Annotated in this window: 20 protein-coding genes; 11 read left to right on the top strand and 9 right to left on the bottom strand. The window is 71.1% G+C overall.

Annotated elements, in window-relative coordinates; genetic code table 11:
- Positions 1-47 precede the first annotated feature (47 nt).
- Positions 48-1,085 carry a DUF2293 domain-containing protein gene (locus HNR40_RS40845; protein WP_312896698.1) on the bottom strand — a complete coding sequence of 346 codons (1,038 nt, stop codon included), beginning with the start codon at positions 1,083-1,085 and terminating at the stop codon, positions 48-50.
- 94 nt (positions 1,086-1,179) lie between these two features.
- On the opposite strand from HNR40_RS40845, the gene HNR40_RS40840 reads away from it, so the two are divergent.
- Positions 1,180-2,001 (top strand): FKBP-type peptidyl-prolyl cis-trans isomerase, encoded by an 822-nt coding sequence (locus HNR40_RS40840; protein WP_184971287.1) that lies wholly within the window; start codon positions 1,180-1,182, stop codon positions 1,999-2,001.
- 43 nt (positions 2,002-2,044) lie between these two features.
- Positions 2,045-3,577, top strand: a complete 1,533-nt coding sequence (locus HNR40_RS40835; protein WP_184971285.1) for an AMP-binding protein — start codon at positions 2,045-2,047, stop codon at positions 3,575-3,577.
- 76 nt (positions 3,578-3,653) lie between these two features.
- Here HNR40_RS40835 and HNR40_RS40830 read toward each other — a convergent pair whose 3' ends face one another.
- A complete protein-coding gene (locus HNR40_RS40830; RefSeq protein ID WP_184971283.1) occupies positions 3,654-5,015 on the bottom strand; it encodes an N-acetylmuramoyl-L-alanine amidase in 1,362 nt (453 codons plus the stop codon).
- A complete protein-coding gene (locus HNR40_RS40825; protein ID WP_184971281.1) occupies positions 5,012-5,935 on the bottom strand; it encodes a M23 family metallopeptidase in 924 nt (307 codons plus the stop codon). The genes HNR40_RS40830 and HNR40_RS40825 overlap by 4 nt, the downstream gene beginning before the upstream one ends.
- A gap of 148 nt (positions 5,936-6,083) precedes the next feature.
- Here HNR40_RS40825 and HNR40_RS40820 point away from each other — a divergent pair, with 148 nt between their 5' ends.
- On the top strand, positions 6,084-8,717 hold the full coding sequence (locus HNR40_RS40820) for an AfsR/SARP family transcriptional regulator (RefSeq protein ID WP_246510084.1): 2,634 nt from the start codon (positions 6,084-6,086) through the stop codon (positions 8,715-8,717).
- On the opposite strand, the gene HNR40_RS40815 is transcribed toward HNR40_RS40820, so the two are convergent.
- Both HNR40_RS40815 and mads6 read right to left on the bottom strand, forming a co-directional pair.
- On the bottom strand, positions 8,714-9,223 hold the full coding sequence (locus tag HNR40_RS40815) for a GNAT family N-acetyltransferase (RefSeq protein ID WP_184971277.1): 510 nt from the start codon (positions 9,221-9,223) through the stop codon (positions 8,714-8,716). The genes HNR40_RS40820 and HNR40_RS40815 overlap by 4 nt on opposite strands.
- Positions 9,224-9,225: 2 nt before the next feature.
- Positions 9,226-10,551: a methylation-associated defense system protein kinase MAD6 gene (gene mads6, locus HNR40_RS40810; protein WP_184971275.1), complete on the bottom strand. Its 1,326-nt coding sequence runs from the start codon at positions 10,549-10,551 to the stop codon at positions 9,226-9,228.
- A 611-nt stretch (positions 10,552-11,162) separates the two neighbouring features.
- Here mads6 and HNR40_RS40805 point away from each other — a divergent pair.
- The 6 genes from HNR40_RS40805 to HNR40_RS40780 all read left to right on the top strand — a co-directional run bounded on the left by HNR40_RS40805 (position 11,163) and on the right by HNR40_RS40780 (position 16,250).
- On the top strand, positions 11,163-11,789 hold the full coding sequence (locus HNR40_RS40805; RefSeq protein ID WP_184971273.1) for a DJ-1/PfpI family protein: 627 nt from the start codon (positions 11,163-11,165) through the stop codon (positions 11,787-11,789).
- Positions 11,786-12,226, top strand: coding sequence for a MarR family winged helix-turn-helix transcriptional regulator (locus HNR40_RS40800; RefSeq protein WP_184971271.1), 441 nt, complete (start codon positions 11,786-11,788; stop codon positions 12,224-12,226). Before HNR40_RS40805 ends, HNR40_RS40800 begins: the two co-directional genes overlap by 4 nt.
- Positions 12,227-12,327: 101 nt before the next feature.
- The gene (locus HNR40_RS40795) at positions 12,328-12,942 is read left to right on the top strand and encodes a TetR/AcrR family transcriptional regulator (RefSeq protein ID WP_184971269.1); all 615 of its coding nucleotides are present in this window, start codon (positions 12,328-12,330) and stop codon (positions 12,940-12,942) included.
- Positions 12,943-13,124: 182 nt separating this feature from the next.
- Entirely contained in the window at positions 13,125-14,459 is a 1,335-nt protein-coding gene (locus HNR40_RS40790; protein ID WP_312896697.1) for an MFS transporter, read from the top strand.
- Between the two features lie 35 nt (positions 14,460-14,494).
- Entirely contained in the window at positions 14,495-15,853 is a 1,359-nt protein-coding gene (locus HNR40_RS40785; protein WP_184971485.1) for a pyridoxal phosphate-dependent decarboxylase family protein, read from the top strand.
- 13 nt (positions 15,854-15,866) lie between these two features.
- A complete protein-coding gene (locus HNR40_RS40780; protein WP_184971265.1) occupies positions 15,867-16,250 on the top strand; it encodes a YchJ family protein in 384 nt (127 codons plus the stop codon).
- A 4-nt stretch (positions 16,251-16,254) separates the two neighbouring features.
- On the opposite strand, the gene HNR40_RS40775 is transcribed toward HNR40_RS40780, so the two are convergent.
- On the bottom strand, positions 16,255-19,467 hold the full coding sequence (locus HNR40_RS40775; RefSeq protein ID WP_184971263.1) for a GH92 family glycosyl hydrolase: 3,213 nt from the start codon (positions 19,465-19,467) through the stop codon (positions 16,255-16,257).
- Between the two features lie 177 nt (positions 19,468-19,644).
- Here HNR40_RS40775 and HNR40_RS40770 point away from each other — a divergent pair, with 177 nt between their 5' ends.
- Positions 19,645-21,045, top strand: coding sequence for an acyl-CoA carboxylase subunit beta (locus tag HNR40_RS40770; RefSeq protein WP_184971261.1), 1,401 nt, complete (start codon positions 19,645-19,647; stop codon positions 21,043-21,045).
- 12 nt (positions 21,046-21,057) lie between these two features.
- Positions 21,058-21,273 carry a DUF5988 family protein gene (locus tag HNR40_RS40765; RefSeq protein ID WP_184971259.1) on the top strand — a complete coding sequence of 72 codons (216 nt, stop codon included), beginning with the start codon at positions 21,058-21,060 and terminating at the stop codon, positions 21,271-21,273.
- Positions 21,274-21,280: 7 nt separating this feature from the next.
- Here HNR40_RS40765 and HNR40_RS40760 read toward each other — a convergent pair whose 3' ends face one another.
- Genes HNR40_RS40760 through HNR40_RS40750 form a run of 3 tightly spaced genes read right to left on the bottom strand, consistent with a single transcriptional unit; the run spans position 21,281 to position 26,496 of the window.
- Positions 21,281-23,998 carry a helix-turn-helix transcriptional regulator gene (locus HNR40_RS40760; RefSeq protein WP_184971257.1) on the bottom strand — a complete coding sequence of 906 codons (2,718 nt, stop codon included), beginning with the start codon at positions 23,996-23,998 and terminating at the stop codon, positions 21,281-21,283.
- Between the two features lie 15 nt (positions 23,999-24,013).
- On the bottom strand, positions 24,014-25,747 hold the full coding sequence (locus HNR40_RS40755; protein ID WP_184971255.1) for a 2-isopropylmalate synthase: 1,734 nt from the start codon (positions 25,745-25,747) through the stop codon (positions 24,014-24,016).
- A 23-nt stretch (positions 25,748-25,770) separates the two neighbouring features.
- On the bottom strand, positions 25,771-26,496 hold the full coding sequence (locus tag HNR40_RS40750; RefSeq protein WP_184971253.1) for an AfsR/SARP family transcriptional regulator: 726 nt from the start codon (positions 26,494-26,496) through the stop codon (positions 25,771-25,773).

Raw genomic sequence — 26,496 nt, 5'->3', positions numbered from 1 at the left:
GCGAAGTCTTTTTGGGGGGACGCGGGAGCGGTGCGACCACCATGCCTTTAGGGGCGGAAGCTGGCCAATTTGGTGGCTATGGCGTCTCGGATTTGGTCTCGGGCTTCTTTTCGGGGGACGCCGGACATGAGCAACTGGTCGTAGTCGGTGTCCTGGTGGCGGATTGAGGCCACCACGGCCAGGGTGATCGCGGTTTCGTCCAGGGCTCTGGCTGCTGCTGAGCGGCCTACTCGGCCGCTGCCGCGTTGGCCGGCGTGTTCGGCGATTTCTCTTGCTCGTTCGGGTGGGCAACCTGGGAAGAGGCGGGCTATTTCGGCGGCCATTCTTGTCTGGTACTCGACGTCCTGCTCTTCTCGCCTGACGCGGTCGCGGTCGCGGCGGCGGAGCCGTACTTCCTCGTCTGCCAGGCAGGATTCCTCGGCCTGGGCCAGTGCTGATTCCTCTACCAGCACGCCCACTCGCTGGTAGATCTTGCGTCTGCGGTTGTATTCGACCACCAGGGCTGACAGGCCGCTTTCCTTTTTCGCTCTTCGGCTCAGGGTGGCGTTGCCTGCGGGTAGAAGTACCAGGTGGTCCAGGTCGGTGCAGGTCAGGCAGTGGGGGCGGTCTTCTTCCATGATCAAGTAGTCGCCGGTGTCGCCGCATTCGGCGCAGGTCCAGGGGTCGACTGGGCGGATCGCCACCAAGTCCGGGGCTTTGGCTTGGCGTTCGGTGATCTGCTTGACTCGGGCTTCGCTCAGGTCGGGGGAGAGCCAGTGGGTTCTGTAGGGCTCCTGGTCGCCTTCTCTGGTGAAGCGCAGGTCGCGGCGGTCGCGGCTGCTCGACACGTACGGCGTCGCCACCGGCAGCAGCCCCTTGCCCAGTGCCCATTCGCGCAGGTGCGCGGCGGCGTCCAGCAGGCGGTCGTCGTCCACCGCGGCCAGGTCTGCCAGTGTGGCTGCTCGTCCCTGGCGCCAGGTGTCTACATGTCGCGTGTGCAGCCAGCGCAGGCCGGTGACGACGTCGACGAAGGTGACGTATTTGCGGTGGGTCAGCGCGATCTCGGCCGTTTCCGCCACCCGCCGCGCGAGGTTGGGCCTGCTCACCCACCCAGCATGCCGCATCTTGAGAGGGCATCGGCCGTGTGGTTTTGGGGGTAGATGCCAATCCCTTGGAGTGATCGCGGCAAAGAAGCGAAGTGTGCGACTGATCTGTTTTGCCGCGATCCTGCTCGTCGCCTCCTGCGGGCTCGCCACCGCCACGGCCACCCCGCGGGTGTCCGGGGCCTTTGGGACCAAGCCCGTTATCAGCCTGCCCACTGAGGCCCCGGGTCGGGAGCCTCGGGTCACCGTGCTCTGGGAGGGCGGCGGGCGGGTGACGCAGGAGGGCGACGTGGTGGTCACCGATGTCGAGGTACGCCGGTGGGAGGGCAACAAGCCGTACATGAACACCTATGACACCCGCCAGCCCGCCACCGTGGTGCTCGGCGACGGGCAGGTGCCTTACGCCTGGCGTGAGGCCCTGGCCGGGCACGCGGCGGGCAGCCGGGTGATGCTGGTCGGGCCGGCGGGCGGTGGGGCGCCGCCGGGTGTCGGACCGGGGGAGACGCTGGTGGCGGTGTTCGACATTCTTGGTGGGTATCCGGCCGATGCTCGGCTGCTCGGGGAGGGGCTGCCCGCGCTTCCGGCGGATCTTCGGGCGCCTGGGCCATCGCGGACGCTCATCGACGGGTCCGGGCCTGTGGTCAAGGCGGGGGCCAAGGTCGTGGTGCAGTATGTCGGCGCCCGGTGGCCGGCGCGCACGGTCTTCGACTCCTCTCGCCGGCGCGGCGGGCCGCGTGGCTTCACGCTGGTGCCCGGGGCGGTGCCGCCCGGCTGGGTCGAGGCGCTGACCGGTAAGGCCGTCGGCAGCCGGGTGGCGATGATCGTCCCGGCCGTCAAAGGGTTCACGACCACGGGTGGCATCGGCGTCCCGGGCGGTGGACCGCTCCTTTACGTCGTGGACATCATCGACACCTTCTGACAGGTCTGGACAACAGGTGGTGAGGGCTGCGCAACCTTGACCGGTGAGCCGCACTTTCAACCTGGCCGACCTGTTCGAGAGCGTGGCGCGGGCGGTGCCCAGCCGGACGGCGCTGGTCGCGGGTGAGCGCCGCCTCACCTACCGCGAGCTGGACGAACGCGCCACCAGGTTCGCCTGCCACCTCAGCGGGATGCGGGTCGGGCGGGGCGACAGGGTGGGCATTCTCGCGCGCAACAGGGCCGAGTGGAAGGAGAGCGAACTGGCCTGCTTCAAGCTGCGCGCGGTGCCGGTGAACCTCGACCACCGCTGCCGCGAGGACGACCTCACCCACGTGCTGCGCGACTCCGGGTGCGCCGCGCTCGTGGGCGAGGCGGGTCTGCTGGCGCGGGTGCCGTGGTTCACGAACACGATCTCGTACGGCCCGCCGTACGAGAGGGCGGTTGCTCTTCCCCGGAGTCTGCCGGAGCCCCAGGAGCGCTCCGGCGACGACCACTACCTGATCTACACCGCCGGCACGACCGGCCGCCCGAAGGGCGTGCTCTGGCGGCACGAGGACGTGTTCTTCGCCGCGATGGGTTCGTTCGTGAGCGAGCCGGTGGCCTCGGCGGAGCAGGTCGCGGAGAACGCGGCGGCCGGAGCCGGGCTGCGGATGCTGGTCTGCGCGCCGCTCGCCCAGGCCGCCGGGCAGTGGCTCGGCTGGACCTGTCACACCACGGGCGGCACGCTCATCCTGTGGACCGGGCGCGGCTTCGACCCTCGCGCGGTCGTACGGCTGGCCGAGGCCGAGCGGGCCCAGGTCGTGGTGCTGACCGGTGACGCGATGGCCAGGCCGCTGCTGGCTGCGGTGAAGCCGGGGGAACTGGCCGGGCTCATGGCGGTGGTGACGGGGGCGGCGGCCATGTCGGGGGAGACCAAGGCGGGGTTGCTGGCGGCCGTTCCCGGTCTCGCGGCGGTCGTGGACGCGCTGGGCGCCGCCGAGTCCGGTCTGGCCTGTCAGGCGATGGGCGCCGGGTTCGGGCCGGCGGATGGCGCCGGCGCAGGGTTCGGTCCGGCGGATGGTTCTGGGGCGGGGTTCGGGCTGGCGGACGGCGCTGCCGTACTGGCTGATGGGTTTGAGCTCGCCGCGCCCGGCGAGGAGGGTGTGCTGGGCAGGACCGGGCGGGTCGCGCGCGGCTACTGGAACGGCGCGGACTTCCCGTGCGACGCCCGGGGCCGCAGGTGGGCGGTGCCGGGCGACCTGGCCAGGGTCGAGGACGACGGGAGCGTCACCCTGCTCGGCCGCGTGGCCAACGTGATCCGCACCGGCGGCGGGGAGGTGCGTGCCGAGGAGGTGGAGGCGGCGGTGCGGGCGCATCCGGCGGTGTACGACGCGGTGGTGGTCGGTGGTCCTGAAGGCCGGGTGACCGCTGTGGTGGCTCCGGTCGCGCCGCTGTCGCTGGCGGAACTGGCCGCGCACTGCGCGGGGAGGCTGGACGCGCACGCGGTGCCTGGCGTGTTGCGGCTGGTCAGCGAGATCCACCGGAGTCCGGCCGGTCAGCCCGACTACACCTGGGCGAGAAACGTGGCCGGCACATAGAAAGGCCCGCATATGGAAGGGCCGCGCGTAGAAGGAGCGCGGCGCTTGATCGCGCCGCGCTCCCTAAAGGGGGCTGTTAGCCGCAGTGTTCGAACGGGCTCGTGTAAGTGGAGCTGCCCGCGGACCCTCCCCACCTGACGCACTTGTCCGGTGCGGCCGCTCTGACCGGTCCGGCGTAGTAGGCGAAGTTGCCGGAGTCGGTGGTCCTGGGGCTGCCCTGGACCTCGAGGAAGGCGCTGGTCGCGGTGGCCGTGCCCAGCGACGTGTGCTTGATCGTGACCACGCAGTTGTTGCCGTTGGCCGGGTTGTACAGCAGGTAGACCGTCCCGGCGCTGCCGAGCGACTGCGAGTCGATGATCTTGAAGCCGCTGCCGCAGACCGACTCGGGCGTGTGCGGGTTGCCGCTGCCGCCGGTCACGTAGCTCATGTACTTGTTCCAGTCCCAGTTCGGGCCCGGGTCGGTGTGGTCGTTGCCGGGCACCTCGACGTGGCCCACGATGTTCGAGCGGGTCTTCGCGATGCCGTAGCGGTCGGCGATGTTGCGGGTCAGCGCCGCCGACGCGCGGTACATCTGGTCGGTGAACCACGAGGCGTCGCTGATGTAGCCCTCGTGCTCGATGCCGACGCTGTTGGTGTTGGCGCCCTTGACGTGCCAGGCGACGTCCTTCTCGCGCACCATCTGGGTGATCTGCCCGTCGGACGAGCGGACCACGTAGTGGGAGGAGACCTTGGCCGCCGGGTTCTTGAACCAGGAGATCGTCCCGGCGTAGGAGCCCTGCGCGACGTGGATGACGATCTTGTTGATCGCCGCGCTGGACGGACGGTTGGCGGCCGTGTAGTTGGAGGTGCTGGCCGCCGACCACAGCGCGCCGGGGTAGTCGACCGCCGCGGCGGCGAACGGCGTGTAGTCCTCGCCGCGCTCCGGCTGCACCGGCTGCGGCTTGACGCTTACGCCCTTGGCCTGGAAGCCGCTGGACAGCGCCTCGTAGACGGCGTCGGCGTAGATGTTGGCGGTGCTCTTCGCGCCGCCGTACGCGCCGATCGCCGCGTACCACCGCGCCGGGTCCTTGCGGGCGCTCGCGTCCATGCCGAGCGCGTCCGCCTTGGCCCGCAGTACGGCGGCGCCGCCGAGCACGTTCGCCGCGTCGTCGGTCCTGAGCCGGTCGGCCGGGGTGGAGGTGAGCTTGGCCGCCTCCTCCAGAGCCTTCGGAACCAGGTGCATCAGGCCGTATCCGCCGCTGGCGCTCGGCTCGCCCCGGTGGCCGTCGAGGTGGGTTTCGGCGTAGGCGAGCGCGGCCAGGAGGTCGCGGGGGACGTCGTAGCCGCTGGCCGCCCGGTCGAAGGCGTCGGCGAGCGGGCTGGATTCAGCGGAGGCCGTTGCGGCCTGCTGGCCGGACATCACGAGCAGTCCGGCCAGCAAGAGGATTCTCAGTTTCATGATCCACAATGCTCGAAGGGAGAGTCGTACACGGCCGTTCCCGCCTTGCCGCCCCACTTGACGCACTTGCCGGGCGCCGCTGCCCTGACCGGGCCCGCGTAGTAGCTGAAGTTGCCCGAATCGGTTATCCGTGCGCTTCCTTGGACTTCCAGATAGGCCGCCACCGCGGAGGCGGTGCCGAGCGAGGTCTTCTTCAGCGTGACCACGCAGTTGTTGCCGTTGGAGTTGTTGTAGAGCAGGTAGACGGTGCCGCTGGTGCCGAGGGCGGCCGAGTCGACGACGCCGTAGCCGGCGCCGCAGACCTGCTCGGGGGTGTACGGGTTGCTGGACCCGCCGCAGTTCCTGGAGGTCAGCGTCTGGACCGGGTAGCCGAAGGTGGTGCCGTTGAAGACGGCCTTGCGGATGTTGCCCGGGTAGCCTTCGCCCTGCCGTACCTCGTAGTGGAGGTGGGGGCTGATGTTGTTGCCCGGCTTGCTCGTCTTGCCCACGGTGCCGATCTGCTGGCCCTGGGAGACGGCCTGGCCCGCGCTGACCGAGCGGACGTTCAGGTGGGCGTAGTAGGTGGTCCAGCCGCTGCCATGGTCGATCTTGACCAGGTTGCCGTAACCGTTGGTGGAGCCCTGGTGCGCCGAGATCACCACGGTGCCGGACGCGGCGGCGACCACGGGGTCGCCGAGGTCGGCGTCGGCGGTGCTGCCGCGGTTGAAATCGATCTCCCACGACTGGTGGGCGCTGCTGGCGCTGGAGTTGCCCGTCCAGCTCTGTCCACAGGGGAACGGCAGCTGGAAGTTGGTGGCAAGGATCTCCGCTTCCGCGGAGAACGGCTCCGGGTCGGCCGACGCGACTGACCCCGTGGTCAGCATCGCGCCGAGGCTGAGTAAGAGGGTGACGCCTGCGACCACTGCTCCTCTGAGCTTCATGATGATCCTCTCGGGGGGTTCTGGGATCTCTGAGACCAGGGTGTGCATAAGCCGCACAAGAAACGTCCAGAACAGATACAAAGGGCTGTCAGGTCTCCATAAGGGAGCGGATGCGGTCATGTCGGTCACTTTTCATGTGCTCGGACCGTTGGAAGTCAGGTCCGCCGGCGACCCCGTGCGGGTCTCCGGCAAGAAACCCCGCATGCTGCTCGCCACCCTCCTGCTGAACGCGGGACACGTGGTGGGCGCCGACCAACTCGTCGAGATCCTCTGGCCGGAGCGGCCGCCGCGCTCGGCCCAGGCCAACATCCGCACCTACGTCAGCTCCTTACGCACCGACCTCGGCGGCGGCCACCTGCGCGGCGACGGCAGCGGCTACGCCATCGACGTGCCCGGCGACGCGCTCGACCTGCTCGTGTTCGAGGACCTGGTGACCCGCGGCGACTTCGCCGGCGCGCTCGCGCTCTGGCGCGGCGCGCCGCTCGCCGACCTGCCCGGCAGCCCGCTCTGGGACCGCCGCCTCGAACCCCTTCTGGAGGTACGGCTCCGCGCCGCCGAGAACCTGATCGCGAACCACCTCGAAGGCGGCGACCAGGCCGGCGCCATCGCCCTGCTGAGAAGCCTGATCGCCGAGCACCCCTACCGCGAGGACCTGTGGCAGCAACTCCTGCTGACTCTGCACCGCGGCGGCAGGAAGGCCGAGGCGCTCAGGGCCTACGGCCTCATCCGGGCCCAGCTCGTCGACGAACTCGGCGTCGAACCCGGTGCCGACCTGCGCCGGGCCTACGAGACGATCTTGGCCGACGAGGGCGCGCCGGTCGTGCCCAGGCAACTGCCGCCCGACACGCCGGACTTCACCGGGCGGGCCGAGCCGCTGGCGAGCCTGGCGGCGCCGTTCGGGGTGGCGATCGTGTCGGGGCCGCCGGGGGCGGGCAAGACGGCGCTGGCCGTACATGCCGGGCACGCGCTGCGCGAGCGCTATCCCGCCGGGCAGCTCTATCTGGATCTGGCCGGACGAGAACCCGGCGAACTGCTCGCCGAGGCGCTGCGGGCGCTGGGGGTGGACACGCCGCCGCCCACGGCGCACGAGCGGTCGGCGCTGCTGCGCACGGTGCTGGCCGAGCGGCCGATGCTCATCCTGCTCGACGACGCCGACGGCGCGGACCAGATCCGGCCGCTGCTGCCCGGCAACGGCTGCGCGGTGATCGTCACCAGCCGCAGGAAGATCACCGAACTGCCCGGCGCCCTCCAGCTCGACCTGGGCGAGCTGCCGCCCGCTGACGCGCTGCGCCTGCTCGGCCGGATCGCCGGCGCCGACCGGGTGGCCAGGGAACCGCAGTCCGCCCGGGCGATCGTGGCCGCCTGCGGCGGGTCGCCGCTGGCCGTGCGCAGCGCGGGGGCCCGGCTGGCCGCCCGGCCGGGGTGGTCGCTGGCCGTACTGAAGGAACGGCTTGAAGAGGACCTGCTCGGCGAGCTGAAGGAGGTGCGCGCCAGCCTCGACCGCAGCTACGCGGCGCTGCCCGACGAGGCGGCGCGCACGCTCGGCACGCTCGGCCTGCTCGGCGGCCAGGCGCAGCCCGGCTGGGTGGTCGGCGCCGTGCTCGACCGCCCGCGCGCCGACGACGTGACCGACCTGCTCGTCGACGCCAACCTGCTCAGGCTCGTCGGCACCGACCCCGTCGGCCAGCCGCGCTACGTGGTGCCCGGCCTCATCGGCGCCCACGCCCTCGAACGGCACGCCGACCCCGACGCCCTCGGCCGCGTGCTGGCGGCGTGGACGGCCACCACCGAGCACGCCATGACCCGCCTGCCCACCGTCGTCTTCAGCCTCACCTCCGACCGGGCGCCGCGCTGGCGGCTGCCCGCCCGCACGCTCGACCGGCTGACCGCCGACCCCACCGGCTGGTTCGAGGCCGAGCACGACACCCTGGTCGGCGCCGTGCGCGTGGCCGCCGAAGCCGGTCTGGCCGCGTCGGCGTGGGGGCTGGCCGCCGCGATGGTCCCCTACTTCGACCTGCACTGCCACTTCGACGCCTGGTCCCGCACGCACGCGCTCGCCCTCGACGCCGCCCGCTCCTCAGGTGACAGGTACGGCGAGGCCGCCATGCTCAGAGGCCTCGCCCAGGTCAGCCTCTACCAGGACAGATACGAGGAGTCCGCCGGCCAGTTCAGCCGCGCCCGCCGCATCTTCCGCGAACTCGGCGACACCAGGGCCGAGGCCACCACGCTGTGCGGGCTCGGCGCGGTCCGGCAGTTCCGCGGCGACGTGGCCAAGGCGCTCGGCCATTACCGGCGAGCACTGGCGATGTTCCTGGCCGCGGGCGACCAGAACGGCGAGGCCTTCGTCCGCCAGGCCATCGGCCGCCTCTGCCTCAGGAACGGCGACCTCGCCCAGGCGGGCAAATGGCTCAAGCAGGCCATGCGGCTGGCCCAGGAACTCGGCGACTCCCACCGGGAAGGCTGCGTCAGCCTGCAGATCGGCCGGCTTCAGCAGGCCGTCTCCTTCCACCGGCACGCCCTCGACATCTTCGAATCACTCGGCGACCGGCACTGCGGCGCGTACGCCATGCAGAGCCTCGCGGGGCTCCAGGTGGCACGCGGCGAATGGGCGCCGGCCTCCGCCGGTCTCGAACGTTCCCTGGAGGTCTTCCAGGAGCTCGGCGACCGCAGCGGCGAGGCCCAGACCACCGAGATGCTCGGCGAGCTGCACCGCTCGGCCGGACGCACCCTTCTCGCCAACGACTACCTGGAGCACGCGAGCACGCTGCGCCGCAGCCTCTAGTTGAGGTCCGCGCGCAGGATGCTGTAGAGAACCCCGTCCTGCCATCGGCCGGCCCGGAAGCCGATGCCGCGCAGGACACCCTCCTTCGTGAACCCGGCCTTCTCCAGCGCCCGCTGCTCGGCCAGGTTGGACAGCTCGGTGGCGGCCTGGATCCTGTTGACCGTCGAGTGGTCGAACAGGTATCTGACCAGGAGCTGCTGGGCGTGCGTGCCGTAACCCCGGCCGCGGAACTCGGGGGCGACGATGAGCCCCATCTCGTAGCAGAAGGAGACCCTGCTGGTCGTCAGCTTGTGCCACGACAGGAAGCCGAGCCGATCGTCGTCTCTCGTGATGATCAGATAACCGCCCTCGTCGTTGAGGAAGCCGTTCTCCTCCCAGCGCCGGCGGTGGTGGTGCGGGTCGTGCCAGCCGTACCACTGGTGGGCCCCCGAGCCCTCTAGGTCGTTGGTCAGATGATTGAGGAAGGGTAGGTCGTCTTCGCGCACAGGACGCAGTGAAACATCCATGATCAAGACAGTACGCGGCGGAAGAGGCGCCTGAGACGGGATTCCTGACGAATGCCCTCCAGAGACGCCAGGCTATCCGCGGCGGTAGGTCGCCTGGCGGGAGCGTCGTCGAGCATCCTGGCCACGACCTCGGGAACGTCCTTGGCCTCCGTGTCCTCTGGCAGGCCGCCGGTCAGGAGCTGGTAGGCGATCACGCCCGCGGCGTACACGTCCGAGGCCGGGGTCATGCGGTCCGGGCCCTCCTGGCACTCCGGGGCCACGTAGTGCATGTCGAGCACGTTGCCGAGCTCGTGGGCGACGGTGAAGTTGCGGGCGCCCGGCTTGGCGTAGTCGAAGCCCGTCAGCACCGCGTGGCCCTCGTCCGTCACCAGCACGCTGGCCGGGGTGAGAGCGCGGTGGATGACGCCGTTGGCATGGGCGTGGGCCAGGCCGCGCAGCATGTCCTGGACGACGGTCAGGCGGGCGCTCTGCCGTACGTGCAGGGCCTGGCCGTGCACGTCGTCCAGGACCAGCACGAAGCGGCTCTCGTCGTCGATGGCGAAGAAGTCGCGCGAACGGACCACGTTCGGGTGGGGCGGGATCCGGGTCAGGGACTGGTAGGCGTTGGCTATGCGCTGGCGTTCGGCGACCCGGCTGGGCTGGTCGGCCAGGGGATCGGCCTGGTAGACGCGGAGCAGGACGGTCTCGCTGCCGGGCAGGGTGGCGTTGAAGGCCCGGTATTCGGTCACCTTGGCGTCGCCGCCCAGTTGTTCCTCCACCTCCCAGTTGCCGAATCTGGGCGGGGCGGTGCTGCGCCGTACGGACTGGTGGAGGGCGTCCAGGATCGCGGTCACATAGGGGCGCACGTCGGGGCTGCCGCCGCGGCGCACCCGCGTCACGTCGGCCAGCGTGGAGATGAGGTCGTCGAGGTCGGCGACGTTGACGGCGTCGCGGCCGGACGGGTCGTGCAGCTCGGCGTCGGGCGAGGTCAGGACCACGAGGCTGTCGACGTAGACGCGCTCCAGCCGGCGGTGGGCGTCGACCAGCAGGCCCTTCAGCGCCCTGGCCGTGCCTCTGAGCTTGGTGACCGGCGAGCCGACCGCGCCGCCGCGCTGCGGGAACCACCGTCCGCCCGACACTTCGATACGGCCTCGCGTGCCCTTGACGTCCACGACCACGAGGGAGTGGGGGGTGAGGACGATCAGGTCCACCTCGAACAGGTCGTCGCCTCGGGGGACCTCGACGTTGTGCAGCAGGAGCCAATCTTGGGGGGCGTGGTCGCGTAGGTGGGCGATCACCCTTCGCTCGGCGTCGTTGACCGGAATGCCTCCGCCGACGATCTCTGCCATAGACGCCATCCTCGCACGCCCCCCACCCACCCCCCGCCCTCCCAAACCCCACCCCCCCTGCGGACCCCGGCACCCAGGAGACCCCTTGGTGCCCGCCCCGGCACCCATCCCAGGCCGCACGCCTCCGGACCCGCAATCCTGGGACCCCGGTCCACTGGATGCCGCGCTCCAGCGCTCCTTACCGCCCACGCTCCCAAGGCCCACGCTGCCGAGGCCCGAGGCCCGAGGCCCGAGGCCCGAGGCCCGAGGCCCGAGGCCCGAGACCCGAGGCCCGAGGCCCAGGGCCCAAGGCCCGCATCCCGGGGACCGCGTCTCGCATCCCGGGGACCCGCGCTCCCGCGCTCCTTGCCGCCCACGCTCCCAAGGCCCAAGGCCCAAGGCCCAAGGCCCAAGGCCCACGCTGCCGAGGCCCGAGGCCCCAGGCCCGGGTCCCGAGGCCCGAGGCCCGAGACCCGGGTGGGGGGACCCGCGCTCCGCCCTCTGGGAGCACGCGCGTCCCGAGGTTCCTGTCTCTGAGGTGCCCTGCCCATGGGGCTGGGGCTTCGGGGCCTTGGAAGGTTTGCGGGCCAAGAGGAGTTGACAGCATGCTGTCGTCATGACAGAATACTGTCATGACGAAAACAGTTCACCACGCCGTGTACAACACCCTCGCCGACTGGGAGACCGGGCACACCACGGTCCACCTCCGCAACGGCGCCTGGCACCGCGAGCCCGGCGGGTTCGAGATCGTCGTGGTCGGGGAGACCCTCGACCCGGTCGTCAGCTCCGGCGGCATGCGGATCATCCCCGACATCACGCTCGACCAGCTCTCTCCCCAGGACAGCGAGCTGCTGATCCTGCCCGGCGCCGACACGTGGGTGAGCGGGGAGCTCGACGCGTTCGGGCGCAAGGCCAAGGAGTTCGTGGCGGCGGGCGTCCCGGTCGCCGGGATCTGCGGCGCGACCGTGGGGCTGGCCAGGCAGGGGCTGCTCGACGAGCGCGCGCACACCAGCAACGTGCTGGAGTTCCTGACGATGACGGTGCCCGGGTACAAGGGCTCGCAGCTCTACGTCGAGGCGGACGCCGTAACCGCGGACAACGTCATCACGGCGGGCGCGACCGAGCCCGAGGCGTTCGCTCGCGAGATCTTCGCCCGGCTCGGCGTCTACGAGCCCGAGGTGCTGGACGCGTGGTTCCGGCTGTACAAGAACAGCGACGCCTCGGCCTTCGCGGTGCTTGAGGCCGCCGGGCAGTCATGAGCGAGGAGGCGGATCTGCTGTCCGGGAGCGCGATCACCTCGTTCCGGCTCAACGGCCAGTTCCTCGCGATCGCCGAGGAGCTGGCCCGCCCGGCCGGGCTCACCGCCGCCTGGTGGCAGGTGCTCGGCGCGGTGCTGCGTGAGCCGCTGCCGGTGGCGGGCATCGCCCGGGTCATGGGGATCACCCGGCAGAGCGTGCAGCGGATAGCGGATCTGCTGGTGGAGAAGGGGTTGGCGGAGTATCTGCCCAACCCGGCACATCGCCGGGCGAAGCTCCTCCGGCCCACCTCTGAGGGCTTCGCCGCCGTGGAGCGGATCGGCCCGGCCCACCAGAAGATGGCCAAGCGGATCGCGGACGCGGTCGGCGACGACTGGCCCGCCTGTCTGGCAGCCATGGAACGGCTCTCGCAAGCCCTCGACACCCTCGCCGACGAGTAACCCGCAACGCCCGCCATGGCTCCGGCCAAGGCGGGCGTTGGGCTGCCAGGCCTCTCCATCAAGTGATTGACTGAGGGAAATGTCCGGAATATGGTGACCGGGTGCACCCCCAGGAGAACATCGTCAAGGTGGCCACGCAGCTCTTCGCGGCGCTCGGCTACGACGGCACCTCCACCCGCCAGATCGCCGACGCGGCCGGGCTCAACATCGCCACCGTCAACTACCACGTGGGCGGCAAGCGCGAGCTCTACCTCACCGTCATGGAACGCGCCCACACCGCCGAGCGAGCCGCGCTGGAAGCGTCGCTGGCCAGGTTGTCCGAGGCGGATCCGGTCGAGGCCATCCACCGCCTCATCGACGACTACCTCGACTTCTGCGTCGAGCACCCCGAGGTGCCCGCGCTGTGGATGCACCGCTGGCTGTCCGACGCCGGTGACCTCTCCGACCTGGAACGCCACTACGTGCGCCCGCTCGTCGACGCCGTCACCCGTGCCCTGGAACCCGCCGTCACCGCCGGGGTGATCGACCCGACCGTGGACGTCGAGATGGCCATGTGGTCGGTCATCTGGTGCGTGCACGGGTTCGCCAAGGGCGGGATCCTGGACGCCGACGGCAACCGCAGGGGCGCAAGCGACCGGGCCGCGTCACGCCGCTTCCGCACCCACCTGCACCAGACCGTCCACCGCACCCTCGCCCTCCCCGGCACCCTCCCATGACCCCGCCACCCAGCAACGGCGCGCAGCCGCCGCCAAACGAGGGCACGCCACAGCCGCCCAACAACGGCACACAAGGGCAGCACCGCAACGGCTTACAGCGGTCGCCAAACGACGGCGCACGACAGCTGCCCAACGAAGGCACGCCGCGAGGACTCGGCCGGGGCAGGTTGTTCGGTTATGGGGTGGGATCCGTTGGGACCGGGGTGTTCTCGGCGGTGCCCGGCCTGTTGCTGCTCTACTACCTCACCGACGTCCTGGCCGTCCCGGCCGCGATCGCGGGCGCCGTGCTGGTCGCGCCCAAGATCTGGGACGTCCTGCTCAACCCCCTGGTCGGCGCCGCCAGCGACCGCGAGGCCGTACGCACCGGCCGCAGGACGAGGCTGCTGCTGGCCGGCGCGGTCGCGTTGCCGGTGGCCTTCGCGCTGATGTTCGCGGTCCCGGCCGGCGGCACGGGGTTCGCCGTGACCTGGGCCGGAGGAGCGTTCCTCCTGGCAGCCACGGCGTTCGCGTGCTTCCAGGTGCCCTATGTCGCGCTGCCCGCCGAGATGGCCGGGGAGCAGCGCGGGCGGACCAGGATCATGTCGTGGCGGGTGGTCTGCCTGACGGTCGGCATCCTGGTCGCGGGCGGTCTGGCCCCGGCGGTGGTGGATCTGGCGGGCGGCGGCCGGACCGGGTACGCGGTCATGGGGGTCGCGGTGGGCGCGGTCATGGCAGCGGCGCTGGTCGGGGCCACGCTGGGCACCCGCTGGGTCACGTCGAGGCCGGGCCCGCACCAGCTCGGCCCGGTCGCCGCGTTCCGCATGGCGCGGGGGAACCGGCCGTTCTTCGCGCTGCTGGCCGCCTTCGTGACGCAGGCGCTCGGGGTCGCGGTGATGCTGGCCGGAGCCCCGTACGTGGCCGCGCACCGGCTGGGCGACTACAGCCTGACGTCGCTGATGTTCGTCTGCCTGGTCGGGCCGAGCCTGCTGGCGGTGCCCGCCTGGTCCCGGCTGGCCCGCGCGTATGGGCATGTGCGCTGCTACTTCGCCGCCACACTGGGTTTCGGGCTGGCCGCGCTCGGGCTGGTCCCGGCGATCGCCGTACGCTCGCTGGCCGCCACCCTGGCACTGACCGCGCTGGCCGGGGTCTGCTACGCCGCACTGCAACTGCTGCCGCTCTCGCTCCTGCCCGACACCGTCCACGCCGACACCGCCCGCACCGGCCAGGCGCAGGCGGGCGCGTTCACCGGCCTGTGGACGGCGGGCGAGACGGCGGGGCTGGCGCTGGGGCCGGGTCTGTTCGCCGCGGTGCTCGCCCTGTCGGGCTTCACCTCGGCCGCCACCCAAGCCACTCAAGCCACCCAAGCCGCACAAGCCGTGCAAGCCGTGCAAGCCGTGCAGACCGAGCAGGCGCTCACCGGCATGCTGCTCGGCTTCACCGCGCTCCCGGCCGCGCTCATGCTGCTCAGCCTCCCCCTCATCAGCTGGTACGGCCGGCTCGCCGTACCCCGTGAAGAAGCCCAGAAGGAGACCGCGTGAGGACCGCCGAGGAGTTGCTGGCCGAGATCGCCGCGATGAAGCAGCACGACCTGCCGGTACGCGGCGGCCAGGTGACCGCCTACGTCTACGACACGGGCCGGCCGGAGGTGCACGAGGCTGCGGCCCTGGCCTACTTCGAGATGCTGGAGGTCAACACCCTCGACCCGACCGCCTTCCCCAGCGTGGTGGAGATGGAGAAGCAGGTCGTCGGCGAGGTGGCTGCGGTGCTCGGCGGCGGGTACGGGATCTTCACCAGCGGCGGCACCGAGTCGATCATGCTGGCGGTGAAGGCGGCGCGTGACAAGGCGGGACGGGCCAGGCCGAACATGGTGGTGCCGGTGACGGCGCATCCGGCCTTCCACAAGGCGGCGCACTACCTGGGCCTGGAGGTCAGGGCGGTGCCGGTGGACCTGGAGACGTTCAAGGTGGCGGCGGCGGACGTGCGGGAGAGGATCGACGGGGAGACGGTGCTGGTGGTGGCGTCGGCGCCGTCGTATCCGCAGGGCGTGGTCGATCCGGTGGCGGAGGTGGCGGCCGTCGCGGCCGCGGCGGGGGTGCCGTGTCATGTGGACGCGTGCGTGGGCGGGTGGCTGCTGCCGTGGCTGCGGGAGGCGGGGGCGGAGGTGCCGCCGTTCGACCTGTCGGTGCCGGGGGTGACGTCGATCTCGTGCGATCTGCACAAGTTCGGGTACGCGCCCAAGGGCGCCTCGGTGGTGCTGTTCGCCGATCCGGCGATGCGCAGGAAGGCGTACTTCGCCGCGGCGGCCTGGCCGGGATACACGGTGATCAACGCGACCGTGCAGAGCTCGAAGTCGGCCGGGCCGCTCGGCGGCGCGTGGGCGACGTTGCGGATGCTGGGTCACGAGGGGTACCGGGAGCTGGGGCGGGACACGCTGGAGGCGGCGCGGCGGCTGCGTGAGGGGCTGGCGGCGATCCCGGGGCTGCGGGTGCTCGGGGATCCGGCCGGGTCGCTGATCGCGTTCACCTCGACCGAGATCGACGTGTTCGTGCTGGCCGACGAGGCGCGGGCGCGCGGGTGGTTCATCCAGCCGCAGCTCTCGTACGCCGGAATCCCCGCCAACCTGCACATCACGGTCACCGGCGCCACGCTCAAGGGCGTCGACGCGATGCTGCAGGTGATCGCGGAGTCGGCCGAGGCGGCCAGGGAACGCGGACCCGCGCAGGTGCCGGACGGCCTGGTCGAGATGGTGGCCGAGCTGGATCTCGAAGCGCTGGGCGACCGGGAGTTCGGCGATCTGGCGGCGGCGGTCGGGGTGGATCTCGGCGGCGGCGGCCAGCCGGGGATGGCCGCGGTCAACACGATCCTGGACGCGCTGCCGGCGGCCAAGCGGGAGGAGATCCTGGTCAGGTTCCTGGCGGTCATCTACACCTGACACGATGGGCCCCATGGCCAAGCGTCCCTGTCCCTGCGGGCTGCCCGCCCTCTACGCCGAGTGCTGCGGGAAGCTGCACCGCGGCCAGGCGCGGGCGGTGACCGCCGAGCAGCTCATGCGCTCGCGCTACAGCGCCTTCGCCGTGGGCGACTCCGCCTACCTGCTCCGCTCCTGGCACTCGAGCACCCGGCCCGGCCGGGTGGACATCGAGCGCGGGCTGCGCTGGGACCGGCTGGAGATCGTCGCGGCCACGGCGGGCAGCGCGATCCACACCGAGGGGACCGTGGAGTTCCGCGCCCACTTCACCCAGGCGGGCGCGGCGGGCTATTCGCACGAGGTGAGCAGGTTCGTCAGAGAGGGCGGCGCCTGGGTCTACCTGGACGCCGCCCCCTCCTAGTCACCTAGGCGAACGCCCAGGTGAACAGGTGCATCGCGCCTTCGGGAACGGGTCCGAAGGTCAGGCTGCGCACCTGCTTCGACGGGTCCAGCGCGATCGGCTGGGCGGCGAACAGGTATGACGGAATCGGCTGGAACGCCCACGAACCGCCGAACAACCGGTTGGGGAGCCTGGCCACGATCTCGTTGCCGTGCTGCGGCTGGGCGCTGCTGAAGTTCAGGATCCAGTCGCTGAAGCCCAGCTTGCCGCTGCCGGTGGTGCCGTCGGTGTAGGTGATCGTGACGTCCACCTCGGGGTAGCCGAACGTGGCCGAGCCCAGGAAAGCGACCTTGGAGGCCCCGGCCGGCGCCTTCACCTCGACCGGCCCGCTGCCCACCCGCAGGTGGTCCCACTCGCCGGGCTTGCGGTCGGGCCAGGTGAACTCGAACTCCTTCCACTTGTACGGCTGGCCGGGCACGAACCCGTTGGCCGCCAGCCCCTCGTTGGAGTAGCTGAAGTTGAAGCCGTCGAGGTTGGCGATGCCCGGATGGTCCGGGTCGCCGACGCCGGCGCCGTTCTGCGCCCAGGCCACGGTGCCGCGCTGGGCGACGTTGAGCCGCACGCCCGCGCTCACCTCACCGGCCACGACGTCCCCTGCCTTAAAGGCGACCTCCTGGAACCCGGTAGCCATCCCCGGACTCACCGAGATGACCACCTTCTGCGTGGCCCGGCCGCCCGCCGGGACGCGCAGGGTCCCGCTGGCCGGGGTGACGGTGATCCCGGCCGGCGCCTTGGCCGTCCACGCGAGGGTCTGCGCCCGCCCGGACGACTGCACGGCCAGTTCGCTGCTGAAGCTGCCGCCCGGCTCGACCGGCCCGCTGCCCGGGCTCAGCCCGGCCAGGTACGGCTTGACGCCGTCGCCGAAGCTCGGCGGCGCGTTCCAGGTCTCGCTGCCGAACTGGGTGTTGGGCTTGGCGCCGAGAGTGAAGTCGAGCCGCCCGCCCTGCTGCGCGAACGACTCGGGCAGCCACGCCTTGCCGGTGGCCGTGCCGTTCACCCGCAGTGTCTGCACGTAGGGGTTGGCGGCGGCGCCGGGCGCGCTGACCGTGATCGTGCCCTGCGGCCTGGTGACGGTGACGCTGTCGAACAGCGGCGTGTTGACCATCAGCTCCGCTCGGCCGGGGATCGCGGGGAAGAGCCCCATCGCCGACCACACGTACCAGGAGCCCATGGCGCCCAGATCGTCGTTGCCGACCAGCCCGTCGGGCCCGGACTTGAACAGATCCTGCTGCACCCGGCGCACGAGCTCCTGCGTCCGGTACGGCCGGCCCGCCCACGCGTAGAGCCACGGCGTGGCCAGCGAAGGCTCGTTGCCCAGGTAGGCGTACGGCTCGTGCGGCCCGGCGTTGAGCTTCTTGAAGAAGGCGTCCAGGCGCGGCAGCACCTGGGCGTTTCCGCCCATCACGGTGAACAGCCCGCGCACGTTGTGCGGCACCATCCAGTGGTACTGCGCCCCGTTGCCCTCCACGTAGAGCTGCATGCTGGCCGGGTCGAACGGCGAGACGAACGAGCCGTCCTTGGCCCTCGGCTGGATCCAGGCGTTGGCCGGGTTGTAGAGGTTCTGCCAGTTCTGCGACCTGGCGGTGAACTCCTGCGCGATCTGCGTCTGGCCGAGCCGGGAGGCGAGCTGCGCGATGCCGAAGTCGGCGACCGTGTACTCCAGGGTGGTGGCGGGGTCGATCGGCACGTAGCCCTGGCTCATGTAGGCGGCGTTGCCCGGACGCTCGTCGTAGCCGAGCAGCGGGCTGCCGATGTCCTGCGGGCCGACCCTCCTGGCCGCCTCGGCCATCGCCTGGACCGCCTTCTGGGCGTCGAAGTCGCGGGCGCCGAAGGCGTACATGCTGGCCAGGATGGAGTGGTAGGGGTCGCCGACCATGACGCCGGTGATCGCGATTTGGTGGGACCAGCGGTCCCAGACGTTGCCGACGGCCTGGGCGTTGTCGTACATCGACTGGGCGATGTCGGCGCCGACGACCGGGTCGAGCAGGGCGATCAGCTGGACCTCGCTGCGGTAGATGTCCCAGCCGGAGAAGAGCGCGTAGTGGTGGCGGCCCGGCCGTACCTGTTTGGGCTTGTGGTCGAAGCCGGGGTACTGGCCGTCCACGTCGTCGGCGACGTGGGGTTGCAGCAGCGCGTGGTAGAGGTTGCTGTAGAAGGTGCGCTGGCGGTCCTCGCCGCCGCCGGTGACCCGGATCTGGCCGAGCCGCTTGTTCCAGGCGGAGAAGCCCTGGTCGCTGATCTGGCCGAGGTTCTGCGTGCCGACCTCGGCGGCGAGGTTCTTCCTGGCGCCGTCGAGGCTCACGTACGACAGGCCGACGCGCATCTGGACCGGCTGGCCGGGGTCGAACTGCAGGTAGGCGCCGGATCCCGGACCGCTGGTGACGACGTCGCCGTCGCCGACGGTCTCGGCGTTCGCGACGCGGGCGGGGCCGTTGTTCTTGACGCTGGCGGCGCCTGGGGTGACGGTGTCGTTCTTCCACGTGCCGTACGCGGTGACGGGCCGGTCGAAGGTGGCGTGGAAGTAGACCTTGTAGCGCATGGGCGGGCCGCAGAAGCCGCCGGTCTGGATCCAGCCTTCGACGGTGTTGCCGCTGACCCTGGTCTCGCCGTCGTCGACGCCGTTGATGGAGCCGCTGGTGTTGAGCAGCACGGTGCCCGGCTTGCCGGTCGGGAAGCTGAAGCGGCCGACGCCGGCGCGGGTGGTGGCGGCCAGTTCCACCCCTACGCCGCTGTCGAGCGTGGCCGAATAGGAGCCTGGCCGGCCTTTCTCATTCTCGTGCTTGAACGTCTGGACGTAATCCCAGCCATTGGTGGCGGGGGAGCGGCCGATGACACCGGAGAACGGCATGATCGGGAAATCCTGGGCGCCGTTGCACCCCGGTCCCGATATGTGCGTCATGGAGAATCCGCGCAGGCGGTTGTCCTCCCACGCGTATCCGCCGCCGGCCTCTCTGACGGTGTCAGGGCTCCACTGCATCATGCCGAACGGAAGTACGGCGCCGGGAAAGGTCATGCCTCCGCCACCGCCGTGCCCGAAGTCGGGGGCCGCTTCCTTGGTGCCATGGAAGACGTTGACCAGCGCGGCAGGGTCGGTCTGGGGGGTTTGGGCGGTGGCCCCCGGCGGAATCGCCAGCGAGACCAGAAGCGCGGAAACGATAGGTAAGGACCATTGGGACACGTCAGTCCTCCAAAAGTGAAGATCCCGATATGGAAGCGCCTATGACGAAGGCCGGTCAACGCGCAGAAAGGGCGGCAACAAGCTGTCATCGGCAATCGGACAATAAGGGTTGGCAGGGCGTTGTGATCTTGGCACTTTTGCCATTAACCACTGCCGAGCGTCAGGAAATCTCCAGCGATGACAGTTCTGTCAGAACGAATCACTGATACGAGAGCGCCGTCGGTCCGCCTTTCCCGCCTGCTCGACCCCGACACCGCCGTGCCGCTTCACGAGGAGGACGGCAGCGGCGTCACCGCTGTTCGCGGGCTGGTGGACGGGGCGCCCGTGGTCGCCTTCTGCACCGACGCCACCCTCAAGGGCGGCGCGCTCGGCGCGGCCGGAGCCCAGCACATCGTCGAGGCGATCGACGTCGCGGTGCTCCAGGGGTCCCCTGTGATCGGACTGTGGCACTCGGGGGGCGCCCGGCTGGCCGACGGGGTGGAGTCGATGGACGGCGTCGGCCGCATGTTCGCCGCCATGACCAAGGCCTCGGGGGTGGTGCCGCAGATCTCCGTCGTACTCGGCCCCGCCGCCGGCGCCGCCGCGTACGGCCCGGCGCTGACCGACGTGATCGTCATGACGGAGGACGCCCGCCTGTTCGTGACCGGCCCCGACATCGTCAAGACCGTCACCGGCGAGCAGATCGACATGGCCGGGCTCGGCGGGCCCGCCGCCCACGGGCCCAAGTCGGGCGTCGCCCACATCACGGTCGCCGACGAGGAGGAGGCCTACCGCAGGACCCGCCGCCTGGCCGGGTTCTTCACCCGGCACGGAAGCTTCGACTTCACCGAGCTGAGCGAGCCCAGGGATCTCGGCTCCCTGCTGCCCGACTCGCCGCGCCGCGCGTACGACGCCCGCAAGCTCGTCCGCGCCATCGTGGACGACGGCTTCGAGGAACTGCAGCCCAAGTGGGCCGGGAACATGTGCACGGGCCTCGGCAGGCTCGGGGGGCGCACGGTCGGCGTGCTGGCCAACAACCCGCTGCGCAAGGGCGGCTGTCTCGACTCCCTGTCGGCCGAAAAGGCCTCCCGGTTCGTACGCATGTGCGACGCGCTGGGCGTCCCGCTGCTCGTCCTGGTGGACGTGCCCGGCTACCTGCCGGGCGTGGACCAGGAGTGGGGCGGGGTGGTACGCCGCGGCGCCAAGCTCCTGCACGCCTTCGCCGAGTCCGTCGTCCCGCGCATCACGCTCATCACCCGCAAGTCCTACGGCGGCGCCTACATCGCCATGAACTCCAGGTCGCTGGGCGCCACCCGGGTCTTCGCCTGGCCGGGCTCCGAGGTGGCCGTCATGGGCGCCGAGGCCGCGGTCGGCATCCTGCACCGCAAGGTCCTGGCCGCCGCGCCGGAGGAGGCGCGGCCTGAGCTGCTGGCCCGCCTGACCGAGGAGCACCAGCGGGTGTCCGGCGGCGTGCAGCGGGCGCTGGCGATGGGCGCCGTGGACGAGGTCATCGCCCCCGAGACCACCCGGCTGCGGCTGGCCGAGGCTCTGGCCGAGGCACCGCCGTCGAGAGGGCGCCACTCCAACATCCCCCTCTGAAAGGAGGCAGTCATGTCCCAGTCCCAGTTCAAGGTCATCCTGCTCGGCGGCCCGCCGCACCTGCCCGCCGACCGCCGCATCCAGCGGGTCGTCGCCGTCGAGGAGACGTTCAAGCTGCCGCTGGGCGCCGGGTACGAGCACTTCCGGCACCAGGGCGAGAACACCTCCGTCGACGGCGAGGACCTGCCGGTCATGCGCTGGGTCATGCACACCGCCATCGCGGAGTGAGACCCGATCAGGTGTGCTCACGGGCCAGGCTCGTCGGCAGATCGGTGCGGCGGGTGACGCTGAGCTTGCGGAAGATCCTCGTGAGGTGCTGCTCCACGGTGCTGACCGTGATGAACAGCTTCCCGGAGATCTCGCGGTTGGTGAAACCCTCCGCGGCCAGCGTCGCCACCCGCAGCTCGGCGTCGCTGAGCACCGGGCTCTCGCCGTGGTGCTCGGGCTCGGGCGCCGGTTCGGTCCTGCGCCCGCGCGACAGCGCCCGGCTCAGCGGGGCGGCGTGGCAGGCTTCGGCCAGCACCCGGGCCCGCCGCCCGAGCATCCCGGCCCGGCGCGCCTCGCCCTTCGCGTGGTAGGCCTCGGTGAGATCGAAGAGCGCTCTGGCCAGCTCGTACCGGTCGCCGCACGACTGCAGCAGGTCGCTCGACTGGCGCAGCAGCATCGGCCGGGTACGCGGCTCGCTCACCGAGGCCAGCACCCGCAACGCGATGCCGTGGACCCGGTTGGACCGGCCGCGGCAGCGGGTCAGCTGGTCGTCGATGAGCCGGCGGGCCTCCTCGTTCTGGCCGAGCTGGATCAGCGCCTCGGCCGCGTCCACCCGCCAGGGCAGGAAGCCGGGCACGTCCATCTCCCACTTGCGGATCAGCTCGCCGCAGTGCATGAAGTCACGCAGCGCCTGCCTGGGCTGGTCGGCCGCGAGGTTGAAGCGGCCTCTGCCGTAGAGGTACTGCAGGCCGTAGCGCGTCTCCAGCATCGCGTCGGGGACGGGCTCGTCGAAGCGTGACAGGCACTCGTCCAGGCGGCCCATGGCGGCGCCGGCCAGCAGCAGGGTCCCGAGAGGGCTGCCGACGGCCACGCCCCAGCTGCCGGCCGGGATGATCTCCAGCGCCCGGGTGGCGTCCTCGGCGGCGGCGGCCAGGTCGCCCCGGCGCAGCGCGATCTCGGCGCGGATGGCCGAGAGCCTGGCCTGCCTGCTCGGGGCGCGGCGGGCCGCCGCCTCCTCGATGAAGGCGTCGCACCAGGGCGCCGCCTTGCCGGAGCGGTCGGTGTAGGTGAGCGTCAGCAGCGCGCTCTCGACCGTGTCCATGGACATCTCGTCCAGGTGCGAGCCGCGCAGGATCTGCTCGGCCGTGGCGATCGTCTCCTCCTTCGGCCCCTCGGCCAGCACGCCGGCCAGCGCCTCGGCCGACTCCATCCGCCGGCCCACCCGCAGCGACGAGGCGGCGCTGCCCGCCTGCTCGCGGGTCAGGCCGGGCAGGTGCTGCAGGAACGAGGGATACGTGCCGCGGAACCACGGCCGGGCCGCGGCCACCTCGGCCATCGCCTCCTGGTCGAGCCGGTCGGGCTCGGCGAGGTGGCCGAGCACCTCCTTGGCGTCGCCCGCGTGGCCGTGCCACAGGAGCGCCTTGGCCAGCACCACCGCGTCGGAGCCGCCCAGATTGCCCTTGTGCAGGGCGTCGGTGAGCTCGGCCAGCTGGCCGGTCGGCGTGCTGGGGTCGATGCGCCACTTGGCGCGCACCAGCATGGTCGCGATCCTGGCCCGCCGCCGCTGGTCGTCGCAGGCGCGCGAGGCGAGCTTCAAGTATTCGATCGCGATCTCCACGCCGTCGTCGCGCAGCGCGTGCGAGGCCGCCTCCTCCAGCACCGACAGCGCCCACGGTTCCTCGGCGTGCCTGGCCTTCAGCAGGTGCTGGGCCACGACCGCCACCGGCGCGCCCTCGTCGTAGGTGAGCTCGGCCGCCTGGCGGTGCAGGCCGACGCGCTCGTCGGGGTCCAGCTCGCCCAGCACGGCCGACGTGGCCGTCTCGTGGCGGAAGCGGCCCTCGTCGAGCAGGCCGACGCCGTCCAGGGCCAGCAGCGCCTTGGCGGTGGCCGGCTCGCTCTCACCGAGCAGCTTGCCCAGGCGCTCCGGCTCGCCCAGCACCGCCAGGCCCCTGGCCGTCACCAGCATGCGCAGGTCGGCCCGGTGCAGGCAGGTCAGGACGGCGTCGCCGTAGCGGGTGGCGGGGGCGCCGGTGTCCTGGAGGTCCTCAAGCAGCGCGTCGGCCAGCAGCCGGTTGCCGCCGCTCAGCTCGTGGCAGGTGGCCGCGTGCCGCTCGGCAGCCTCGGCGCCGGCGCGTTCGGCCACCCGCTCGGCCACGCCCTCCGCCGACAGGTGCGACAGGCGCACCGGGCGGCAGTGGGGCTGGCGCAGGACCTCGGTGTGGAAGAGGCTCTGCAGGTGCGGGCTGTGGTCGGCGGCGCTGAAGACCAGCATGATCTTGGCGAACCTGACCCGGCGCGCCAGATAGGACAGGCACAGCTGGGAGCCCCGGTCGGCGTAGTGGACGTCGTCCACCATGATCACCAGCGGGCAGCGCTCCGACAGGTCCAGCAGAACCCTGGCCAGCGCGTCCACGACCTGGACGTCCATGTGCTCGATGGCCTCCGAGTGCGGGCCCATGCCGAGCTTCGCGCGGGCGTCCTCGCTCATCAGGCCGCGCGTGGTCTCCTGCTGCTCCTCCGTCAGCGGGGCACTGTGGATGAGCTGGGAGAGAACGCCCAGCGGGACCTCGGACTCGGCCCGGGAGCCGGTCGCGGTCAGCGGTAGCGCGCCCTGCTCGAAGACGCCTTCGGCGAAGCCGTACAGGAGCTTGCTCTTGCCGGTGGCGATGGCCCCGGTGACCATCGCGATGCGGCCCTTGCCGGACAGCGTCTCGTCCAGCAGCGCGCGCAGAGTGGCCAGTGACATCGCTTCTCCCCGTTCCTAGTGCCCCACCGCGGCGACGCTCACGGCACGGCTGGTGTGGGTCTCGCGGACCAGGCGCGTGCCTGCCGCCCGTACGGCCAGGAAGGCGGCGGTGGCGATGTCGGCGTCGATGCCGACGCCCCAGGCCACCTCGTCGCCGAGCGCGCACTCCGCGTAGATCACGGTCTCTTCTCGCGAGCAGCCGCCGAGCAGCCGCTGGTGGGGCTCAAGCTCCTCGTGGTCGAGGGACCGGCCCGTACGGTGGACGACGCGCACCTGGATCCCCCAGGGGCCGAGCAGCGCGCCGAGCGTGCGGAAGGTGTCGGCCCGCGGGCCGCAGTGGTCGAAGGCCCCGTCCACGTAGAGCGAGGCGGTGATGGGGGTGTGCCAGCCGGCCGCCTCCGAGGCGTCCCCGTGGTACAGGTACTCCTGCACGAACAGCGTGCCGATCAGGCTCGGCGACAGCTCGCCGCCCATCGCGTCCGCGTGCGCCTGCACCTTCGCCGCCAGGTCGGCCTGAAGGCCGCGCGGCAGGTTCATGCCGTGCCACGCGCTCATCACGTAGGCGACGCCGCCCTTGCCCGACTGACTGTTCACGCGCACGACCGCCTCATAGGTGCGGCCCACGTCCTTGGGATCCACCGGCAGGTACGGCACCCGCCACGGCAGCTCACCGGCGGGCAGGTCACGCGTGAGCGCCTGCCGTTCGAGCTCGTCGAAGCCCTTCTTGATGGCGTCCTGGTGTGAGCCGGAGAAGGCGGTGTAGACGAGGTCGCCGCCGTAGGGGTGGCGCGGGTGGACGGGGACCTCGTTGCAGATCTCGACGGTGCGCCGGATCGCGCTGATGTCGGAGAAGTCGAGCCCGGGGTCGACGCCGTGGGAGTACATGTTCATGCCGAGCGTCACGAGGCAGACGTTGCCGGCCCGCTCGCCGTTGCCGAACAGGCAGCCCTCGACCCGCTCGGCCCCCGCGAGCAGGGCGAGTTCGGCCGAGGCCACGCCGGTGCCGCGGTCGTTGTGCGGGTGGACGGACAGGCACACGTGTTCGCGCCTGGACAGGTTGCGGCCGAGCCACTCGATCTGGTCGGCGAAGACGTTGGGCAGCGAGCGCTCGACCGTGGTCGGGAAGTTCAGGATGATCCCGCGTCCCTCGCCGGGCTGCCAGACGTCCATGACCGCCTCGCAGACCTCCAGGGAGAAGTCCAGCTCGGTCTCGTTGAACAGCTCGGGGGAGTACTGGAAGGCCACGTCGGTGCCGCGCAGCCGGCGCTCGGCGCCGTCCATCATCACGCGGGTGGCCCGCACGGCCATGTCCTTGCAGCCGTTGCGGTCCATGCCGAAGACGACCTCGCGGAAGACCGGGGAGGTGGCGTTGTAGATGTGGATCATCGCGCGGGGCGCGCCCTTGAGGCAGTCGATGGTCTGCTCGATGAGTTCCTCGCGCGCCTGGGTGAGCACGGTGATGCGGACGTCGTCGGGAATGCGGTCCTGCTCGATGAGCATGCGCACGAAGTCGTGGTCGCTCCGGCTGGCCACGGGAAAACCGACCTCGATCTCCGTGAATCCCATATCCACCAGAAGCTCGAACATCATGAGCTTGCGCTCGGGGGTCATCGGATTGGCGAGGGACTGGTTGCCGTCGCGCAGATCCGTCGACAGCCAGCGCGGCGCGGTGCGAATTCGATTGCCGGGCCATGTGCGGTCGACCAGGTCGATGGGCGTGAATCCGGCGTAACGCTCGACACCCTTCATCGGTTTTCCTTTCGCAGGCCTTTTCAATGCAGAGCGGGGAGCTCGAACGTGGGCTTCACGCCCAGCTCGGCGTCCAGGAGAATGCGCAGCCCCTCGTAGGCCCGCCGGGCGTCGGTGCGCCGGCCGGCGCGCGTGAGCGCGGTGATGAGCTGGGAGTGGAAGGTCTCGTTCAGCGGATGCGCGGCGACCAGCGCGCGCACTTCCTCGATCAGCTCCGTGTGCCTGCCGAGCTTGATCCGCAGGTCGATGGAGGTCTCCTGGGCGCGCAGCCGCTGCTGGTCGAGCGCGGTCGCGGGCGGGCCGAGAACGAAGCCGAGCGGCACGTCGGCCAGGGCGGCGTGGCCGCTCCAGAGGCCGAGCGCCCGCTCCAGCAGTCGTTCGGCGGCGGCGGTCCTGCCCTCGCGGGCCTGCTCCCCCGCCCGCGCGACCAGGCGGGGGAAGACGAGGGCGTCGACGCGGTCCGCGTCGGCGTGCAGCACGTAGCCGGCGGGTTTGGTGGCGACCAAGGGTCCCGCCGCGGGCCCGAGCATTCTGCGTAGGTAATAGATGTGGGTCTGCAGGGTCTTCAACGCGTCTTTCGGCGTCCTGGCCGGCCACAGTTCATCGATGAATTGATCGAACCCGACGGTACGGCCGGCATTGAGCGCCAGCAGGGAAATCGCCTGGCGAATCTTCGGGCCACGCAGTGCCAGTATTCCAGCGTATTCGTCGCGCACCTCTACAGGCCCGAGCAGCTTGAAATCCAGCAT

Source organism: Nonomuraea endophytica (genome assembly GCF_014203235.1).
GTDB lineage: Bacteria > Actinomycetota > Actinomycetes > Streptosporangiales > Streptosporangiaceae > Nonomuraea > Nonomuraea endophytica.
The sequence above is the reverse complement of the archived record's forward strand: the minus strand, read 5'-3'. Positions and strand labels throughout refer to the sequence as shown.

Bases quoted from the DNA above. Each gene is read 5' to 3' on its own strand.
- HNR40_RS40830 (WP_184971283.1), bottom strand. From the start codon at position 5,015: ATGAAACTGAGAATCCTCTTGCTGGCCGGACTGCTCGTGATGTCCGGC.
- HNR40_RS40825 (WP_184971281.1), bottom strand. From the start codon at position 5,935: ATGAAGCTCAGAGGAGCAGTGGTCGCAGGCGTCACCCTCTTACTCAGC.
- HNR40_RS40815 (WP_184971277.1), bottom strand. From the start codon at position 9,223: ATGGATGTTTCACTGCGTCCTGTGCGCGAAGACGACCTACCCTTCCTC.
- mads6 (WP_184971275.1), bottom strand. From the start codon at position 10,551: ATGGCAGAGATCGTCGGCGGAGGCATTCCGGTCAACGACGCCGAGCGA.
- HNR40_RS40805 (WP_184971273.1), top strand. From the start codon at position 11,163: ATGACGAAAACAGTTCACCACGCCGTGTACAACACCCTCGCCGACTGG.
- HNR40_RS40800 (WP_184971271.1), top strand. From the start codon at position 11,786: ATGAGCGAGGAGGCGGATCTGCTGTCCGGGAGCGCGATCACCTCGTTC.
- HNR40_RS40785 (WP_184971485.1), top strand. From the start codon at position 14,495: ATGAAGCAGCACGACCTGCCGGTACGCGGCGGCCAGGTGACCGCCTAC.
- HNR40_RS40780 (WP_184971265.1), top strand. From the start codon at position 15,867: ATGGCCAAGCGTCCCTGTCCCTGCGGGCTGCCCGCCCTCTACGCCGAG.
- HNR40_RS40770 (WP_184971261.1), top strand. From the start codon at position 19,645: ATGACAGTTCTGTCAGAACGAATCACTGATACGAGAGCGCCGTCGGTC.
- HNR40_RS40765 (WP_184971259.1), top strand. From the start codon at position 21,058: ATGTCCCAGTCCCAGTTCAAGGTCATCCTGCTCGGCGGCCCGCCGCAC.
- HNR40_RS40760 (WP_184971257.1), bottom strand. From the start codon at position 23,998: ATGTCACTGGCCACTCTGCGCGCGCTGCTGGACGAGACGCTGTCCGGC.
- HNR40_RS40755 (WP_184971255.1), bottom strand. From the start codon at position 25,747: ATGAAGGGTGTCGAGCGTTACGCCGGATTCACGCCCATCGACCTGGTC.
- HNR40_RS40750 (WP_184971253.1), bottom strand. From the start codon at position 26,496: ATGCTGGATTTCAAGCTGCTCGGGCCTGTAGAGGTGCGCGACGAATAC.